Annotated in this window: 16 protein-coding genes and 1 riboswitch; of the genes, 4 read left to right on the forward strand and 12 right to left on the reverse strand. The window is 71.7% G+C overall.

Going from position 1 to position 17,324, the window contains the following annotated elements:
• Positions 1-13 precede the first annotated feature (13 nt).
• On the reverse strand, positions 14-769 hold the full coding sequence (locus tag NGB36_RS13450; RefSeq protein ID WP_255920463.1) for a lysophospholipid acyltransferase family protein: 756 nt from the start codon (positions 767-769) through the stop codon (positions 14-16).
• Positions 770-972: 203 nt separating this feature from the next.
• Here NGB36_RS13450 and NGB36_RS13455 point away from each other — a divergent pair, with 203 nt between their 5' ends.
• Entirely contained in the window at positions 973-1,776 is an 804-nt protein-coding gene (locus tag NGB36_RS13455; protein WP_255920464.1) for an alpha/beta hydrolase, read from the forward strand.
• Positions 1,763-2,323: a hypothetical protein gene (locus NGB36_RS13460; RefSeq protein WP_255920465.1), complete on the forward strand. Its 561-nt coding sequence runs from the start codon at positions 1,763-1,765 to the stop codon at positions 2,321-2,323. The genes NGB36_RS13455 and NGB36_RS13460 overlap by 14 nt, the downstream gene beginning before the upstream one ends.
• Before the next feature lie 28 nt (positions 2,324-2,351).
• On the opposite strand, the gene NGB36_RS13465 is transcribed toward NGB36_RS13460, so the two are convergent.
• The 6 genes from NGB36_RS13465 to NGB36_RS13490 all read right to left on the reverse strand — a co-directional run bounded on the left by NGB36_RS13465 (position 2,352) and on the right by NGB36_RS13490 (position 7,231).
• Positions 2,352-3,176 (reverse strand): endonuclease/exonuclease/phosphatase family protein, encoded by an 825-nt coding sequence (locus NGB36_RS13465; protein ID WP_372509427.1) that lies wholly within the window; start codon positions 3,174-3,176, stop codon positions 2,352-2,354.
• Positions 3,177-3,182: 6 nt separating this feature from the next.
• The gene (locus tag NGB36_RS13470) at positions 3,183-4,124 is read right to left on the reverse strand and encodes an ROK family glucokinase (protein WP_255920467.1); all 942 of its coding nucleotides are present in this window, start codon (positions 4,122-4,124) and stop codon (positions 3,183-3,185) included.
• An 82-nt stretch (positions 4,125-4,206) separates the two neighbouring features.
• The gene (locus tag NGB36_RS13475; protein WP_255920468.1) at positions 4,207-4,644 is read right to left on the reverse strand and encodes a DUF5304 family protein; all 438 of its coding nucleotides are present in this window, start codon (positions 4,642-4,644) and stop codon (positions 4,207-4,209) included.
• Between the two features lie 79 nt (positions 4,645-4,723).
• On the reverse strand, positions 4,724-5,908 hold the full coding sequence (locus NGB36_RS13480; protein WP_255920469.1) for an ArsA family ATPase: 1,185 nt from the start codon (positions 5,906-5,908) through the stop codon (positions 4,724-4,726).
• The gene (locus tag NGB36_RS13485) at positions 5,908-6,360 is read right to left on the reverse strand and encodes an SRPBCC family protein (protein WP_255920470.1); all 453 of its coding nucleotides are present in this window, start codon (positions 6,358-6,360) and stop codon (positions 5,908-5,910) included. Before NGB36_RS13485 ends, NGB36_RS13480 begins: the two co-directional genes overlap by 1 nt.
• Positions 6,361-6,457: 97 nt before the next feature.
• Positions 6,458-7,231, reverse strand: coding sequence for a metallophosphoesterase family protein (locus NGB36_RS13490; RefSeq protein WP_255920471.1), 774 nt, complete (start codon positions 7,229-7,231; stop codon positions 6,458-6,460).
• A 260-nt stretch (positions 7,232-7,491) separates the two neighbouring features.
• Between NGB36_RS13490 and NGB36_RS13495 the strand changes: the two genes are divergently transcribed.
• Complete coding sequence (locus NGB36_RS13495) at positions 7,492-9,288, forward strand: AMP-dependent synthetase/ligase (protein ID WP_255920472.1); 1,797 nt, start codon at positions 7,492-7,494, stop codon at positions 9,286-9,288.
• 141 nt (positions 9,289-9,429) lie between these two features.
• On the opposite strand, the gene NGB36_RS13500 is transcribed toward NGB36_RS13495, so the two are convergent.
• Positions 9,430-10,569 (reverse strand): glycosyltransferase family 4 protein, encoded by a 1,140-nt coding sequence (locus NGB36_RS13500; RefSeq protein ID WP_255920473.1) that lies wholly within the window; start codon positions 10,567-10,569, stop codon positions 9,430-9,432.
• Positions 10,570-10,646: 77 nt separating this feature from the next.
• On the opposite strand from NGB36_RS13500, the gene NGB36_RS13505 reads away from it, so the two are divergent.
• Complete coding sequence (locus tag NGB36_RS13505) at positions 10,647-11,834, forward strand: mannosyltransferase family protein (RefSeq protein ID WP_255920474.1); 1,188 nt, start codon at positions 10,647-10,649, stop codon at positions 11,832-11,834.
• On the opposite strand, the gene NGB36_RS13510 is transcribed toward NGB36_RS13505, so the two are convergent.
• The 4 genes from NGB36_RS13510 to NGB36_RS13525 form a co-directional block, all read right to left on the reverse strand.
• The gene (locus NGB36_RS13510) at positions 11,831-12,988 is read right to left on the reverse strand and encodes a M48 family metalloprotease (protein WP_255920475.1); all 1,158 of its coding nucleotides are present in this window, start codon (positions 12,986-12,988) and stop codon (positions 11,831-11,833) included. The genes NGB36_RS13505 and NGB36_RS13510 overlap by 4 nt on opposite strands.
• On the reverse strand, positions 12,985-14,232 hold the full coding sequence (locus tag NGB36_RS13515) for a hypothetical protein (RefSeq protein ID WP_255920476.1): 1,248 nt from the start codon (positions 14,230-14,232) through the stop codon (positions 12,985-12,987). Before NGB36_RS13515 ends, NGB36_RS13510 begins: the two co-directional genes overlap by 4 nt.
• A 46-nt stretch (positions 14,233-14,278) precedes the next feature.
• Entirely contained in the window at positions 14,279-15,508 is a 1,230-nt protein-coding gene (locus NGB36_RS13520) for a C40 family peptidase (RefSeq protein WP_255920477.1), read from the reverse strand.
• A gap of 236 nt (positions 15,509-15,744) precedes the next feature.
• Positions 15,745-16,758, reverse strand: a complete 1,014-nt coding sequence (locus NGB36_RS13525; RefSeq protein WP_255920478.1) for a C40 family peptidase — start codon at positions 16,756-16,758, stop codon at positions 15,745-15,747.
• Between the two features lie 11 nt (positions 16,759-16,769).
• Positions 16,770-16,944, reverse strand: a riboswitch (cyclic di-AMP (ydaO/yuaA leader).
• Positions 16,945-17,324: the final 380 nt, after the last annotated feature.

A 17,324-nucleotide genomic window follows, 5' to 3' on the forward strand; every position in this document is an offset into this window, starting at 1 on the left:
CCTGCCCTCGCGCTCAGGAGTCGGACGCCGCGGTGTCGTCGGCTGCTTCCTCCGCGGCCTTCACGGCTTCCTCCGCGCGCTTCTTCGCCTCGGCGATCTGGCGCTTGGCGGCGGTCGCGTAGATGTCCACGTACTCCTGGCCGGAGAGCTTCATGATCTCGTACATGACCTCGTCGGTCACCGAGCGGAGAATGTAGCGGTCGTTCTCCATGCCGCGATAGCGGCTGAAGTCCAGCGGCTTGCCGATGCGGATGCCGGGGCGCATCAGCTTGGGGATGACCTTGCCCGGTGGCTGGATCTTCTCGGTGTCGATCATCGCGACCGGGATGACGGGCGCGCCGGAGGCGAGCGCGACCCGTGCCAGGCCGCCGGGCTTACCGCGGTAGAGCCGCCCGTCCGGGGAGCGTGTGCCCTCCGGGTAGATGCCGAAGAGCTCACCGCGTGCCAGGACGGCCAGTCCGCTCTTGACCGCCGCCTCGCCCGCGCCGCGCGCGCCCGAGCGGTCGACCGGCAGCTGGCCGACGCCCTTGAAGAACGCCGCCGTCAACTTGCCCTTGACGCCGGGCGAGGTGAAGTACTCGGCCTTCGCGATGAAGGTGACCTTGCGGTCGAGCATCGCCGGCAGGAAGAAGGAGTCCGAGAAGGAGAGGTGGTTGCTGGCGAGGATCGCGGGACCCTCGCTGGGGATGTTCTCGATGCCCTCCACCCACGGGCGGAAGGCGAGCCTGAGCGAGCCGCCGATCGACACCTTCATGACGCCGTACAACAACCGAGGACCTCCTGTTGCGATGCCAAGACCTTATCCCGCCAAGGGCGTGTCATCTGCCTCGGTGCCGTGCGGTACTGGGCGACGCGCCTACCCGATTGCCCGGTCAGCCGCGTACTGTGAGGTATTCATCGGCCGCTGCCCGCCATACCCGCACCGCACCCTCACCAACCCCTCACCGGACCTCAGCGAACAGGAGACCCACGGTGCCGCTCATGCCCGGAGCCGAGCCGTACCGCCACGACGGCGGAGACGTCGGCGTGCTGCTCTGCCACGGTTTCACCGGATCGCCGCAGTCGATGCGCCCGTGGGGCGAGTACCTCGCCGGGCGCGGCCTGACCGTGAGCGTGCCCCTGCTGCCGGGTCACGGCACCCGCTGGCAGGACATGCAGGTCACGGGCTGGCAGGACTGGTACGCGGAGGTGGACCGCGAGCTGCGGGCGGTGTCCGAACGGTGTACCCGGGTCTTCGTCTTCGGCCTGTCGATGGGCGGTGCCCTCGCCCTGCACCTGGCCGCGAGGCACGGCGACGCGATCAGCGGGATCGCCCTGGTCAACCCGTCGGTGAAGTCCGACAGCGCACAGCTGAAGGCCGTGCCGCTGATCCGCCACTTCGTGCCGTCGGTGAAGGGGATCACCAGCGACTGCCTCAAGGAGGGCGCGCAGGAGCTCGGCTACGACCGCACGCCGCTGCATGCGGTGCATTCGCTGTCGAAATTCTGGAAGATCGTGCAGGCCGAACTGGCGCAGGTGACACAGCCGCTGCTGCTGATGCACAGCCGCGTCGACCATGTGGTCCATCCGTCGAACTCGGCGCTGGTACTCAGCCGCGTCTCGTCGGCCGACCTCACCGAGCGGGTGCTGGAGAACAGCTATCACGTGGCCACGCTCGACAACGACGCCGAGGAGATCTTCCGCTCGTCGTACGAGTTCGTGCAGCGGCTGGCGAAGGCCGAGGCGGAGGTCGAGGCCATCGAGAACGCGGACGGAGCGGCCAGTGGCGGAGCGTGACGAGCCGCACGACGGCACCGAGGACGGCACGGAGCCGCCCGAGCCGCCGGGCGTTCCGCTGGACGAGGACGCCGCCTGGGCGCAGCTCGTGGCCGCCTACGGTGTGGAGCCGGACACCGACGGACTGTGGCCGGACGCCGAGGACGTCAGCGGGGCCGATCCCGAGGGGGGGTCCGGCGACGATGACGACCGGCGCGGGCCCGGGTCCCTCAACTCCGGTTCGTCGATCACCTCCAGCGGCTTCGTCGTCCGGGCGCCGCGGCCCGGACCTCGCGACTACGAGCTGCCGGAGGAGGACGAGGGGCACTTCGTCCCGCCCGAGCCGCCGCCGCTGCCGCAGCCCGACGTGACGACGAAGTTCGCGTGGCTGGCAGTGGTCGGCGGGCCCCTGCTGCTCTTCGGCTTCGTGCTCCTCCAGCAGCCGATCACGTGGTGGGTCGTGGTGCTCGGAGTCGGCGGCTTCCTCGGCGGTTTCGCGACGCTCATCGGCCGGATGAAGGACCGTGACGACGAGGACGACGACCCGCACGGCGGCGCCGTCGTGTAGTCACGGCCGAGTGGTCACGGCGGGGTGGTCAGGTCCCGGCGGGAACCCGGAGCGCGGCGAGCACCGGCAGGTGGTCGGTGGCCGCCCGCAGGTCGCGGTCGGTGACTCCCGGAAGCCCGACCGGCACCCCGCACCCGAGCACCTCGACCTCTTTGCCGGCGAAGACCGCATCGAGGCGCTGGAACGGATCGCCGGGCCGCGAGGTGTATTCCGCACCCCACGGCCGTACCGCCCAGCAGTCCTGCAGTTCGGCGGCGATCCGGCGGAACGACCGCCCGTCGGGGTGGTCGTTGAAGTCCCCGCCGACGACCGTGTGCGCGCCGTCCGCCGCGGCGGCGACCCGGTCGAGCAGGAGGCCGGCCTGCTCGTAGCGCTCGTGGGCGTTGGTGCTCAGATGGGTGCTGATCACGGAGAGCCGGGCACCCCCGATGCGCAGTACGGCGGTGGCGAAGCCGCGCTGATGGAGACCGGGGGTGCGGGGCAGCAGGATGTCCTCCGTGTGCTCGACGTGCGCGCGCAGGCTGCTGAGGATCATCGGCCCGCAGGCGGTGGCCCCGCCGGTGACCCAGACCAGCCCGGACTCACGGGCGAGCAAGGAGGCGTGCTTGCGCCAGCGGAAGAAGCGCGGCGCCTCCTGGACGCAGACGACGTCCGGGGCGCAGGCCCTGATCACCCGGGCCAGCGCCCTGCGGTCGTCGCGCATCGAGCGGACGTTGTAGCTGAGCACGCGCACCACCGCCGAGCCGCTTCGCTTCGCCTCGCCTCTGCTCTGCTTTGAGTCCTCGGATGCAGAGCACGCCTCCGTACGGGATTCGGGCAGCGGCGAAAGTGCGTGCGGCTCAGCCGGCGTCATGTGCAGTCAGCCCTGCCGCGCCAAGTCGGCGGCGCCGACGAGTCCGGCCTTGCTGCCGAGTTGCGCGGCGAGCACCTGGGCGTGCGGGCGCCACTGGTTGCCGACGAGCCAGCGGCGGAAGGACTTGCGGATCGGGTCCAGGACCAGGTCGCCCTCGTCGGAGACTCCGCCGCCGACGATGAAGGCGGACGGGTCGAAGAGCGAGGCGAGGTCCGCCAGGCCCGCGCCCGCCCAGCGGGCCAGCTCGCGGAAGGAGTCGATGGCGACCGGGTCGCCCGCGCGGGCGGCCTCGCTGATGTGCTTGCCCTCGATGGCCGCGGGGGTGCCGTCGCCGAGGCCCAGGAGGATCTTCGCGTTCTCGGGGGTGGCGGCGGCGCGCTGCCGCGCGTAGCGGACGAGGGCCCGCCCGGAGGCGTACTGCTCCCAGCAGCCCTGGCTGCCGCACCCGCACAGCAGGCCGTCGGGGACGACCCGGATGTGGCCGAACTCGCCCGCAACGCCGAAGCGTCCGCGGTGCAGCTTGCCGCCGATGATGATGCCGCCGCCCAGGCCGGTGCCGAGCGTGATGCAGACGACGTCGTCGTGGCCCTGGCCGGCGCCGAAGCGGTACTCGCCCCAAGCGGCCGCGTTCGCGTCGTTCTCGACCACCACGGGGAGGCCCACGCGCTGCTCGACCTTGTCCTTGAGCGCCTCGTGGCGCCAGTTGATGTTCGGTGCGAACAGGACCGTGGCGCGCTTGTTGTCGACGTAGCCGGCCGCGCCGATGCCGACGGCGTGCACGTCGTATCCGGCGCTGACGCTCTGTACCGCGTCCGCAATGGCGTCGATGACGCCTTCCGGCGTTTCGGGGGTCGGCACCTTGCTGGTATCGAGGATCGTGCCCTCTTCGTCGACCACGCCGGCCGCGATCTTGGTGCCGCCGATGTCGACGCCGATGGTGAGTCCCATGTGTCCCTCAGATTCCGGTCGAACCCCGCCGTAGGCAACCGTACCCCGAGGCCGGGTCAGTCGGGCTTGTCGGTCGGGACCGTCAGTCCAGGTCGATGTGTTCCGGTCCTGCGCCGTCGGTGCGGCCCGGGTCGGGCTGCTGCGTCCAGCGGCGCTCCTGGCCCTCCACTGCCGCGCGGTAGGCCGCGAGCAGCTCGGAACCGGCGGCCGCGAGGTGCTCGAAGACCTCGGGGTTGCGCTCACGGATGGGGTCCACGGCCGCCTTCACCTGGGAGATCATGGCCTCAGCGGCCATCGAGGCCCCCGGCGAACGCAGCTCCGCGACCTTGTCGACGACGGCCTCCGCGAGCTTGCGCAACTCGTCGGCGGCGCTGCCCGGCCCGTAGCCGGCCTGGCGACGGCGGCGGGCGCGCTCGGCGGCGAGGTCCTCGGCGCACGCCTTGGCCCAGGCGTCGGCGTCGGTCTCCGGGCGCTCGGTCTCCAGGCGCTCGGTCTCCGGGCGCTGTGTGCCTTCGCTCATCGTGGGCTCCCTCGCGGCACTACGTCATGCACTACGTCATGTGTGTACGACGTTACCTGACCGCGGCCCGGCCCCACCGCTACGGCTTCGGTGCGCGGTCCGCCGGCCACAGCTCGGGGTCGGGGGTGAAGCGCACCAGGAGGGCGCCGTCCCGCAGCGCCGCGCCCGAGACAGTGCAGCGGCGCAGCGCGGACGTCAGCGGGATGATGCGGCGGAACGAGGCGGCGTCGACGACGAGTTCGTCGCCGCGTCGGACGAGGTCGAGGCGGTCGCGGGTGGTGCCGGGCAGCGGGAGCCTCCACAGCAGGTGGCCTTCGGTGCCGAGCCGGTCCTCCACGCTCCAGGGGCGCGCGGCCGGCCCGCGCCCGTCCGGTACGGGAGCGGGAGCCGGTACGCCGAGGGCCGCGAGGTCGTCGGCGCCGTGCGGGGCGTGGCCGAGGTGCGGCAGCTCGCACACCTCGGTGCCGCTCGTGCGGCCCGTGCCGAACTCGTCGTTCAGCGCCTTGAGGTGCTCCTGCTGGCCTCCGGACAGGCCGGCGAGGAACGGGTCGGCGGAGCCGGTCGGCAGGATGCGGTTGGCCAGCACGCACTCCACGCGGTGGCCGAAGAGGGCGAGCCCGGTACGGGCGTCCCGCAGCCGCTCGGCGGCGTGCGGGCCCGGCTCGACAACGAGCCGTACCGTCGTCGCCGCGGACTCGACGAGGCCCTGGACGGCGGCGAGTTCGACGTCCCAGCGCGCTGCGGCCTCGTAGAGCCACTGGGCAGGCATGGGGACGCCTGCGAGCTGGGCGAGGACCGGGCGCAGCGCGCGGGCGGCCTGACGCTCGGGCGGAAGCAACCGGGCGAGGTAGCGGCGCAGCTGCTCGGGGAGGGCGAGCAGGGTGACGGCCTGTGGTAGGGGCGGCAGATCCGCCACCACCGTGTCGGCGCGGCCCGCGGCGGCCTCGCCCAGTGCGTGCAGCAGCGCGAAGGAGCGGGCGCCGGGCAGTTCGGTGAACTCCTCGGCGTCGAGCGGTTCGGCGCCGAGCAGGTCGAGCACGGAGCCGAGGCGGGCCTGGAAGGCGTGCGCGCGGGCCCGGAAGGCGTGGCCGCCGTCGACGCGGGTAATGGTGAGGCCGGGTACGTCGTCGCAGGGCGCCGGGCCCTTCTCGGTGACGAGCACGGTGCGCGCCCCCGAGCGGGCGGCGGCGACGGCGGTGGCCGCCGCGGCGGTGCTGCGTCCCGCGCCGCCGAGCCCGGTGACGAGGACGATTCTCGGCGGCATCAGCTGCCCGCTGAGCGCTGTTCGACGCGCTGCTTCAGCCCGGCGAGCGCCCGGTCGATGATGACCTTCTCGGCCTTGCGCTTGATCATGCCGAGCATAGGGATCTTCACATCGACGGTGAGCTGGTAGGTGACCTCGGTGGTCTTGCCGCGGTCGTGGGTGACGAGCGTGTAGGAGCCGTCCAGGGCGCGCAGCATCTGGGACTTCACCAGCGACCAGCTGACCTCGGCGTCGCTGATCCAGGTGTAGGCGAGGGTGTGGTCGTCCTTGATCGCCCCGGCGTCGAGGACGAGCCGGACCTGTTCGGCACGGCCCTTGTCGTCGGTGGCGAGGATCTCGGCCTCCTTGACCTCACCGGTCCACTCCGGGTAGCGGGCGAAGTCCGAGATCACCCCCATGACCTCGGCCGGGGCCGCCTCGATCGTGATGCTCGACCTGGTGTGTTCCGCCATCGCCGTGGCCCCTCCGGGACTTCGCGTCGTGAGTGTCGTAAGTGTGGTGATGGTGCAGGTTATCGCGGGGAGTGCCCGGTGCCGACGCCCGGGCCGCTCACCATTGCAGGGCGTACGGGGTGCGGGTGGCGTTGAAGTGGCCGACGTTGACGCATTCGGTGGCGCCGATCCGCATCCGCCGGGTGAGGGGCTGGTGGACGTGGCCGAAGAGCGCGTACTTCGGGCGCACCGAGCGGATGGCGTCGAGCAACGCCTCACTGCCCCGCTCGAAGCGCCTGGCCACGACGTCGTAGCACAGCTCGGGCACGGCGGGCGGGATGTGCGAGCACAGCACGTCGACCTGGCCGAGGGCGGCCACCTTCGCCGCATACGTCTCGTCGTCGATCTCGTACGGCGTGTTCATGGGCGTGCGCAGTCCGCCGCCGACGAAGCCGAAGACGCGGCCGCCGATCTCGGCGGTGGCACCGTCGAGGACGGTGGTGCCGGGACCCGCGTACTCCGGCCACAGCGTGGGGATGTCGACGTTCCCGTAGGTGGCGTAGGTCGGCGTGGGCAGGACCGCGAACATCTCGGCGTACTGCGTGCGCACCGCCGACTCGATGGCCGCGCGGCGGTCGATGCCGTACCACAGCTGCTGGGAGAACTCGCGGGCCTCGTCGAACCGCCGGGCGGTGCGCATCTCGACGATCCGGTCGGCGTTCTCCGGGCCGAACAGGTCGGGGAAGATGCCGCGCGAATGATCGGCATAGTCCAGGAACAGCACGAGATCGCCGAGGCAGACCAGGGCGTCGGCTCCGTCACCCGCCTTCGCCAGCGCGTCGACCGCTCCATGGACGTCACTCACCACATGCACCCGCATGACGATCACCATACGGTCGTGGAGGATTGTGGGGGAGGCCTGTGAGTTGCCTGCGGCTCTTGGCGGAGCTGGACTATGGTGCGCACAGCACCCACATGGCTGCCTTACGTAAAAGACACAAGCGTATGTCAGGGGTGTGACACAGCGAACATATGAGCCCAACCCCCTACCCGCATGGGCTTACCCATGGGTAACGTCCGGGCAGTCCCCAACCGCTCTTGATCACGAGCGCAGCCGACGACGCAGCCGGCCGCCGACGAGGAGCAGCAGTCTTGCGCGAGTTCAGCCTTCCGGCCCTGTACGAGGTCCCCGCGGACGGCAATCTGACGGATCTCATCCGCCGCAACGCCGCTCAGCATCCCGATGTCGCCGTGCTGGCCCACAAGGTCGCCGGAGCGTGGCAGGACGTCACCGCCACTGCCTTCCTTGCGGAGGTGCGCGCCGCCGCCAAGGGGCTCATCGCCGCCGGCGTCGAGCCCGGCGACCGGGTCGCCGTGATGTCCCGCACACGGTACGAGTGGACGCTGCTCGACTTCGCGATCTGGACCGCCGGCGCGGTCTCGGTCCCGATCTACGAGACGTCGTCGGCCGAGCAGGTCGAGTGGGTGCTCACCGACTCCGGGGCAGTGGCGTGCGTCGTGGAACACGCCTCACACGAGGCCGTGGTGGAGTCGGTCCGCGAGCGACTGCCGTATCTGAAGCACGTGTGGCAGATCGAGGCGGGCGCGATCGAGACGCTCACGGCGACCGGCAGCGACGTCTCCGACGCCCAGGTCGGCCGGCGCACCACGATCGCCGACGCCGACTCCCCCGCCACGATCGTCTACACCTCGGGCACCACCGGTCGCCCCAAGGGGTGCGTCCTCACCCACCGCGCCTTCTTCGCCGAATGCGGCAACATCGTGGCGCGGATGACGCCATTGTTCGAGACCGGCGAGTCCTCCCTGCTGCTGTTCCTGCCACTCACCCACGTCTTCGGCCGGATGGTCGAGCTCGCCTGCGCGATGGCGCCGATCAAGCTCGGGCACGTCAGCGACGTGCAGAACCTCACCGACGAGCTTGCGGTGTTCCGGCCCACCCTGTTGCTGGGCGTGCCGCGCGTCTTCGAAAAGGTCTACAACTCGGCGCGGGCCCAGGCGCAGGCGGGCGGCAAGGGGAAAATCTTCGACAAGGCGGCCGACACCGCGATCGAGTACAGCCGGGCGCTCGGCACCAAGGCCGGGCCGAGCATCCCGCTGAAGTTCCGTCACAAGGTTTTCGACCGGCTGGTCTTCAGCAAGCTGCGTGCCGTGCTCGGCGGCCGTGCCACGCACGCCATCTCCGGCGGCGCACCGCTCGGCGAACGGCTGGGCCACTTCTACCGCGGCATCGGCTTCACGGTGCTGGAGGGCTACGGCCTCACCGAGTCCTGTGCGGCGACGGCCTTCAACCCGTGGGACCGCACGAAGATCGGCACGGTGGGGCAGCCGCTGCCGGGCAGCGTGGTGCGGATAGCCGACGACGGCGAGGTGATGCTCCACGGCGAGCACCTGTTCACCGGCTACTGGAACAACGAGGAGGCCACCCTCACCGCGCTCGCGGACGGCTGGTTCCACACCGGGGACATCGGCACGCTCGACGAAGACGGCTACCTCACCATCACCGGCCGCAAGAAGGAGATCATCGTCACGGCCGGCGGCAAGAACGTCGCACCCGCGGTCATCGAGGACCGCATCCGCGCGCACGCGCTGGTCGCGGAGTGCATGGTGGTGGGTGACGGCCGTCCGTTCGTCGGCGCACTGGTGACGCTGGACGAGGAGTTCCTGCCGCGCTGGGCCGAGCAGCACGGGAAGCCGGCCGGCACGCCGGTCGCGCAGCTGCGTGACGACCCGGAGCTGATCGCGGAGATCCAGGAGGCGATCGACTACGGCAACGCGGCGGTGTCGCGCGCCGAGGCGGTGAAGAAGTTCCGTATCCTCGCGACGCAGTTCACGGAGGAGTCGGGGTATGTGACGCCGTCGCTGAAGCTCAAGCGGAACGTGGTGGCGAAGGACTTCGCGGGGGAGATCGAGGCGCTGTACGCGTCGTAGCTCGTGCGTGAGCGTGGGCCGGGGTCCCGGGGCGCTTCCCGGGAACCCCGGTGGCATGTCAACCCGCTGCGGGGACGAACGGCATGCCCTGCGGGCTCTTGAAGCCCTTGCCGTGCGCGTTGAGGCTCAGCACGGTGGCGGTCAAAGCAGACCCTTCAGACGCTGCGCGAGCAGATCCCAGCGCCATGCGTCCTCGACCCATGAGCGACCGTGCTCGCCGAGGCGGCGCCGCAGGACCGGGTCGCCGAGCAGGGTGATGATCCGCTCCGCCGCCTCCTGCGGTGCCTGCGCGCCGCCGCCGCGCACCACCCAGCCCGTCTCCCCGTCGCGCACCGCGTCCGGCGCGCCGCCGGAATCGCCGGCCACCACCGGCAGGCCGGTCGCGGACGCCTCCAGGTAGACGATACCGAGCCCTTCCACGTCGAGACCCGCCCGCCGTGTGCGGCACGGCATCGCGAAGACGTCGCCGGCACCGTAGTGGGCGGGCAGCTCTCCCCACGGCACAGGGCCGGTGAAGCGCACGGCGTCGGCGACCCCGGTCTCGGCGGCGAGCCGCTCCAGGCCGGCACGGTACGGGCCGCCGCCGACGATGAGCAGGACCGCGTCGGGCGCCTGCCGCAGAATCGCCGGCATTGCCCGGATCAGCGTGTCCTGCCCCTTGCGCCGTACGAGACGAGAGACGCAGACGACGACCGGCCGGTCCGCCAGGCCCAGCCGCTCCCGTAGGGCGGCACCGCCCGAGCCCGGATGGAATGTCTTCTCGTCGACGCCGGGCGGCAGTTGAACCATGCGCGCGGCCGCCGCCGGGGTGAGCGCACGCGCGATCCGGGAGCGGGTGTACTCGCCCAGGTACGTCACGACATCCGTGGACTCGCCGATCCGGCGCAGCAGCTCACGCGAGACAGGCAGCCCGGCCCAGGCGGCCTCGTGCCCGTGGGTGGTCGCCACGATCCGCCGCGCCCCCGCCCGCCGCAGCGCCGGAGCCATCAGGCCGAGCGGCGCGGCCGCACCGAACCACACCGAGGAGCAGCCGTGCTCGCGCAGCAGCCGCACGGCGCGACGCGTCACCGCGGGGGTCGGCAGCAGCATCGTGGTGCGGTCTCGTACGACGGGGAAGGGCTGTTCGGCGTCGAACGCGGCGACCGCGTCGCGGTCCTTCCACGTTGAGGCGTAGACGACGACCTTCCCTGGGTCGAGGCGCAGCGCCATGCTGTGCACGAACGCCTGGATCCCGCCGGGGCGCGGCGGGAAGTCGTTGGTGACGATCAGGGTCTTCTCCATCGGCATAGACGGTACCCGCTGCGTACGCGGGCCCCGGTTGCCCGATCCCTGGGGCATCGTCGCGTAGCCTCGTGCCAGTGATCACCAGCTCGGACAGCCGCCCGCAGGACGCCCCCGCGAACGCCGCCGCCCGCGAGCCGGGCACGCTCCTGCGGCGCGCGGCGGTCACGGCACAGCCCGCGCTCGCGGTGTGGGCGGGAGCGGCGCTGTTGCAGTTCCTGATGGTGTGGTGGCTGCACTCCAGGCCGAGCGGCTGGCTCTACTCCGTCCTCACGCCCTGGGACAACCAGTGGTACGTACAGATCGCCGAGCAGGGCTATCCGCACACTTTCGCCTACGACGGCAGTGGCCTGCTGGCCGGGAACAACCTGGCGTTCTTCCCGCTCTACCCGCTGCTGATCAGGGCCGTTCACGCCGTCACCGGCCTCGACGCGGCCACGGCGTCCATCGCGGTCGCCTGGCTTGCATCGGCGGCCGCAGCCGTCGTCGTCCACCGGCTGGGCGTGCAGCTGTTCGGGCCGCGCACGGCGCTCGTCCTGCTGGTGCTGGTCTTCACCCAGCCGATGGCGATCACCTTGTGGATCGGCTACAGCGAGAGCCTGTTCCTCGCGCTCGCCGCGGGCTGTCTGCTCGCCGCGCGCCGCGAGGCGTGGCTGACCGCAGGGGGCTGCGCACTGCTCGCCGGACTGACCCGTTCCACGGGTACGGCGGTGGCGCTGGCCCTGGCGCTCGCTGCCGTCCTCGCCATGTGGCAGCAGCGTCGCATCGGCGGGCGGGCGGTGGCCGGGGTGGTGGTCGGGGCGCTCGGCGTGCCGGTGTATCTGCTCTGGGTCGGACTGCGGGTCGGCAGCATCGGCGCATGGCTGACGATTCAGCGGGAGGGCTGGCACACCGCGTGGGACTGGGGTGACGCCACCTGGCACTTCCTCACCTCGACGCTGCAGCGCGGCAGCGACTGGGTGCCGGTGGCCACCGCCGTGCTGCTGCTCGGGCTCGCCGCCGCCTGCGCGACGGCGGTGCTGCAGCGCCCCTGGCCGCCGCTGGCCGCGTACGGGCTGCTGGTCTTCGCCCTCACCGTCGGGCAGACCAACTACTACCATTCCAAGCTGCGTCTGCTGGTGCCCGCGCTGCTCACGCTCGTACCTCTGGCGCGCTCCTTCGGGCGGGCCCAGCCGCGCGCCGCGGTGCCGGCCCTGACCGCTTTCTCGCTCTTCGGCACTTGGTTCGGCGCCTACATGCTCACCGACTGGGTCTACGCGATCTAGGGAACCCGGTAGGCGCGGGCGGCGGCGATGCGCTGGACGGGCGTCGGGTGGGTGCCGAAGAGAAGGTGCAGCAGGCGCGGCGGGTCGGGGTCGGAGACGTTGGCGACCGTGAGCCGCCGCTGCATCCGGATGAACTCGGCGGGATCCGCGGTGAGTTCGAGTGCATGGCGGTCGGCGCGACGCTCGATGCGCCGGCTCACCGCACAGCCGGACGGCCCGGCGAGCACCGACAGCAGCGCCGCGACGGCGGCGAGCAGCGCCATCGACCGCGGGCCGGCGAAGCGGTGCGCACCGGACGCGTCGAGCAGCGGCTGCCACTGCACCGCGAGGGCGATCAGGCAGACCCCGGCGGCCGCGCCGAGCGCGCCGAGCGCCGTGCCGCGGCTCACATCACGGTGTTTGACGTGCCCCAGCTCGTGGGCGGTGACCAGTTCGATCTCGCCTGGCTGCGCGGTGCGCAGAAGCGTGTCGTAGACGACGACGCGCCGGGTGCGGCCGAATCCCGACACGTACGCGTTGAGCGCGGTGGTGCGGCGGGAGGCGTCCGCGACGAGCACCTCGCGCACCGCGATCCGGTCGCGCTCTGCGAGCGCGAGCAGCGCGTCGCGCAGCGGTCCCGGGTCCATCGGCGTGAAACGGTTGAAGACCGGTTCGAGGACGAGCGGGGCGAGCCAGGACAGCACGACGGCCGCGACCGCCGCCGCGACCGCCGCCCAGGCCCACCACACGGCGGTGGCGGCGGCGAGGGCGTAGACGGCGAAGAGCGCGCCGAGCGCGAGCGGAGCGGTCACCAGCAGTCCGCGCAGCACGTCGAGCCACCAGCCGGGCCATCCCTGCGTGACCAGGCCGAAGCGTGCCCGTACCCCGCGCACCCGTGCAGAGAACGGCAGTGTCACCGCGGTCTCGGCGAGCAGCAGCGCGAGCCCGCCGAACAGCACCTGCGCCCACCACGCCCCGCCACTGATCCGCCCGAGCGCCGTGACCAGGCCCGCTCCAGCCGGGGTGAGACCGAGCACGAGCAGCAGCGCGAGCGATGCGGCGCGCCCCGCGAGCAGCGGCGGCAACTGCGCGCGGCGCAGCGCACGGCCGCGTGCGATCTCCTCGGCGCTGAAGTCGTCCCCGTGCTCGGCGTGCCCGACAGCGGCTTCGCTCATCGCAACTCCTTTGCCACATAGGCCCGCCAGCGTGCGGTGAAGGCGTCGAGCCCGATCCCGAGCGTCGCGCGCAGCGCCGCGTCCGTCCCCTCCTTGCCCGCCGCCCGGTACAGCGACACCAGCGCGCCGCTCCCCCACTGCTCGGCGACCATCCGGCAGGCGAGCCAGGCGCCTTCGTAGGCCTGTGGGAGCCCGGCACTGGTCGTGGTGAAGTCGGCGCTCGACGGCAGCTGCTGCGGCGCCCGGCCTGCCCGTACGTCGGCTGCGAGTTCTTCGGCGGCCTTCGCCGGTGGGAGGCCGCTGGTGGAGTAGCCGACCCAGTCGGCGAAGCCCTCGGAGAGCCACAGCGGGGTGGTGGACGTGGTGGCGGTGCGGGTGGCGACGTGAGTGAGCTCATGGGTGAGGACGACCTGCCGGCCGAGCGGGCTGAGCTCCGCGAAGGCCTGCGGGTTGACGATGATCCGGTCCGCGGGCGCACTCCCGCGTCCGTGGAGTTCGGCCGTCGTCACCGCGGCGATGTCCTGGTAGGCGGAGGGCTCGGCGCCGAGCAGCGCCGCCATGCCCGCCTCGCTGCCCGGCACCTCGACCACCGCCTTGCCCGTCCAACTCCCGGGCCATGCGCGGTCGACCACGGGCACGGCGCGGTCGGCGAGCTCGGTGTACGGACCCAGGGCCTGCCGGCCGCCCTGGCCGAGCACGAGGCTGTGCGCACCGCTGACGACGGTGACCCTGCCCTGATCCCACAGCTGGACGTCGGTGTGGCGGCCCGCCGGTTCGCCGTCGGTCTGCGAGGCGAGGTACCAGTGGCCGCCGCGCTGCGTCATCGTCAGGTAGGCGGTCGAGCTGACCGGGGTGGAGTCGTAGCCGCGCAGTTCGTAGTCGAACTCGACGCGGGCGGCGACCTGGCGGGTGGTGTCGGCGGCGGGTGCGAGCGGGAAGGCTCCGGTGCGCTGCAGCCGGTACGACCATGAGGCGAGCGGCACCTCGGCGAGGTTGCCGAACATCTGCTGCTGCGAGGCGCGGAATACGGTCGCCTCGGGGTCGACCGTGGCGAGGAAGGCCGTCTCGTCGTGGTGAAGCACGGCCTGCGCCCGCTGGTCGAGCACCGCCTGGATCGCCGCGTCGGGCTTCGCCGCGGAGGGTGCCGGGGCACCGGAGGCGCACCCCGCCGCCGCGGTGAGCGCCGCCGCACAGCACAGCGCGACGACGTCGCGCAGTCTGGGCGGCGTGAGGCGGAGGGACACGCCTTGATCGTACGGCGCCGCTGGAACCGCAGGAGTGTCGGCAGTGTCAGATCCGGGTGACTCCGGCGATCGGCATCATGTCCACCGGGTCGTAGCGCACCCTCGCCCCCGGGTACGGGGCATGAACGACCCTGCCGCCGCCCACGTACATCCCGACGTGGCTGGCGTTGTCCCGGTAGATCACCAGATCGCCGGGGCGGATCTGGCTGAGCGGCACCCGCTGCCCGGCGCCCAGCTGCCCCTGCGAGGTGCGCGGGAGCATGACGCCGGCGTGCTCGTAGGCCCAGTACATCAGCCCCGAGCAGTCGAAGGCATCAGGGCCGGCGGCGCCCCACGCGTACGGCAGGCCGACCGCGGACTCGGCCGCGGCGACGGCGGCGGCCGCGCGGCTCGACGACGGCCCCAGGTCGGGCAGATCCGGCAGCCTGCCGATCCCCGTCATCCGCCCGTCGGGCCCGAAGCCGAGCGCCGCCTGCTCCTTGTCGGTGAGCGCGCCGAGCAGCCGCTCCGCCTCCTTCAGTCGCTGCTCCACGATCCGTTTGTGTGCGGCGAGCGCGGCCCGGACCCGCTCCAGATCGGCGAGTTTGGCCGCGGCCTCGGCTCGCTCCTGCGCCAGGGCCCGCTCGGCTGCGCGGAGTTGGTGCAGCTCAGCCGCCTGTTCGCTGTCGATGCGGTCCAGGTCGGCGGCCCGCTCGAGGTAGTCGCTGGGGTTGGAGGAGAGCAGCAGAACGAGCATCGGGTCGATGCCGCCTTGCTGGTACTGGGCGGTGGCGACGGCGGCGAGTCCGTCGAGGAGCCGGTTGACCGCCTGACGGCTGCGGGCCACCTGGCCCTGGAGCGCGTCGATCTCGCCGCGCAGCTGCGCCTCCTGCTCCTGGGCGGCGTCGAACTTCTCCGTGGCCTGCTCGGCCTGCTCGTACAGCGTGTCCAGCCGGGACTTGATGGCGTCGGGGCCGGACTCCGCGGCCGCGCCCGCCGGTACGGCGGAGGTGAGCGCGGCCGCCGTGGCAACGGCGGCGGAGAGGGCGGCTACTGGGGTGGCGGTCGCGAAGGGGTGGCTCCGTTCGCTCCTCCGCCCTTCCCCTGCTGCACGGGGGGACCCTCCCCCTGCCCCGCGGGGGGACCCCCTCTCAGGCTCCGCGGACGGGCTGTCGTGCCGGAGGCGCTCCCCTCCATCGGAGCCTCGGCCGGCCTCCCCCTGCGCCGCGGGGGGACCCCCTTCGCCTGCTCGCGTGCGTCGCTCACGGAACTGCGCGGGACGTCGGTGTGACGCCATGTGCGGCCGCACTCCCTTCCGTGCGGCCCCTGCCGCCCGGAAGGGCGGTCGAGTGCAGAAGGGGTGCCGGGGCCGCGCGGGCCGAGGGTAGCCGCGCCATTACCGACCGTACAAATCCCTTCACCCACAGGTACGATGACGCCGCGTCGGATGTGCAGGTCACGGGCGGGCGACCGTCAGCGGCCGACACGCTGCGTCACCCTGGCGGCGTAGCGTGCCGGGGGCGGGGGTGCGCCTCAGGCGACGCGCACCCCGAAGTCGAACGTCACGTAGCCGTCGCTGAGCGACTCGTAGCGGACGGCGGCGCCGGTGTGCGGGGCATGCAGGATGTACCCGTTGCCCGCGTACAGGCCCACATGCTCGCCACCGTTCATGATCACCAGGTCGCCCGGCTCGAGCTGGTCCATCGTCAGGTGGGGACCGACGTTCTCCTGGTCGTACGAGGTGCGCGGCAGGGAGATGCCGGCCTGCGCATAGGCCCACTGGGTGAACCCGGAGCAGTCGAACGAGGACGGGCCGGTGGCCCCGTAGACGTACGGGTCGCCTATTCGGGTCTCGCCCGCCGCGAGGGCGGCGGCGGCGCGGCCCGAGGCGGCCACGGAGCTGCCCAGGTTGGGGTTGGAGACGGAACCGGCGTTCTCGATCGCCTGCCGCTCCTGCGCGGTGAGACTGTTGAGCAGGGACTGAGCCCTGGCCAACTTGGCCTGAATGTCCTGCTTCTGCTGCTGCAGCTCCTGGCGAGTCGTGTCGAGCTGCGCCAGCTTGGTGGCGGCCTCGGCGCGCTCCTGGTCCAGGACGCGCTTCTCCTGCTCCATCTGCTGGAGGGCGGCGGCCTGGCTGCTGCTCATCTGCTGGAGGTCGGAGGCCTTCTCCAGGTAGTCGTCGGGGTTGGACGACAGGAACAGCTGCATCGACGGGTCGATGCCGCCGGCGCGGTACTGGGCGCTGGCGAACGATCCGAACTGGTCGGCGAGCTTGTTCATCTGCGCCTGCTCGCGCGCCACCTGGTTCTGCAGGTCGTCGACCTGCTTCTGCAGCGTGGACTGCTGCTCCTGGGCGGCGTCGTACTTCTGGGTGGCCGCTTCCGCCTGGTTGTACAGGTCCTCGACCTGGGACTTGACCTGGCTCTCGGTCGGCTTGGGGTCGGCATTGGCGGCCTGGGACGCAAGAGCGACGGCTGCTGCTGCGGTCGCGGTGAGCACGGTGACCCGCGTGCGGCTTGCGGGTTTGGGGCGACGGTGGGACGCCACGGGAGGCGAGCTCCTTCTTCCTGCGGCCGCCTACCGGGTGAGCTGTCGGATTCGGGCCGGAAGTAGCCCTACGACGTCTCACCGTGCCCTGGCCGGCACGGCCTGACGCCGATTCACCCCGGGAACGTTGGTTCCCCGGCTCCGAGCGTCGGTGTCCCCCAGCATCAGTACCGGCGCATCGAACTCGGCGGTAACCCCCACTGTCATCCGGGTTGGATGATCGACGGCGAGGAGGTTCGAGCCCTGACCCTAGTAACCGAGTTGTGATCGGATCAAATCCCTCAGCGGAAAAACTTCGCTCGCTGGCAAGTTCTTTACACTGCTCGCACGCCCAGTGACGGGAATTAAACGGTGAGTTCGGCGAATGGGCCCACCAGGCCCCACCAGGTCCATCTCGTGTGATGGACGTCACACCAGCATTCCGCGCCGCTTTCATCGGCAACTCACAGCCGAAAAAGCCGCTTTGAGTGCCAGGACGCGCTAAACGTCCGAACTCGGACACTGGCGTCGCAGTTGGCTTTTCCTGACGCGAATGACCGTTTCTGCGCCACGGGGCGGGCCGAAGG

Origin of the sequence: Streptomyces humicola (assembly GCF_024436035.1) — a bacterium.
Taxonomy (GTDB): domain Bacteria; phylum Actinomycetota; class Actinomycetes; order Streptomycetales; family Streptomycetaceae; genus Streptantibioticus_B; species Streptantibioticus_B humicola.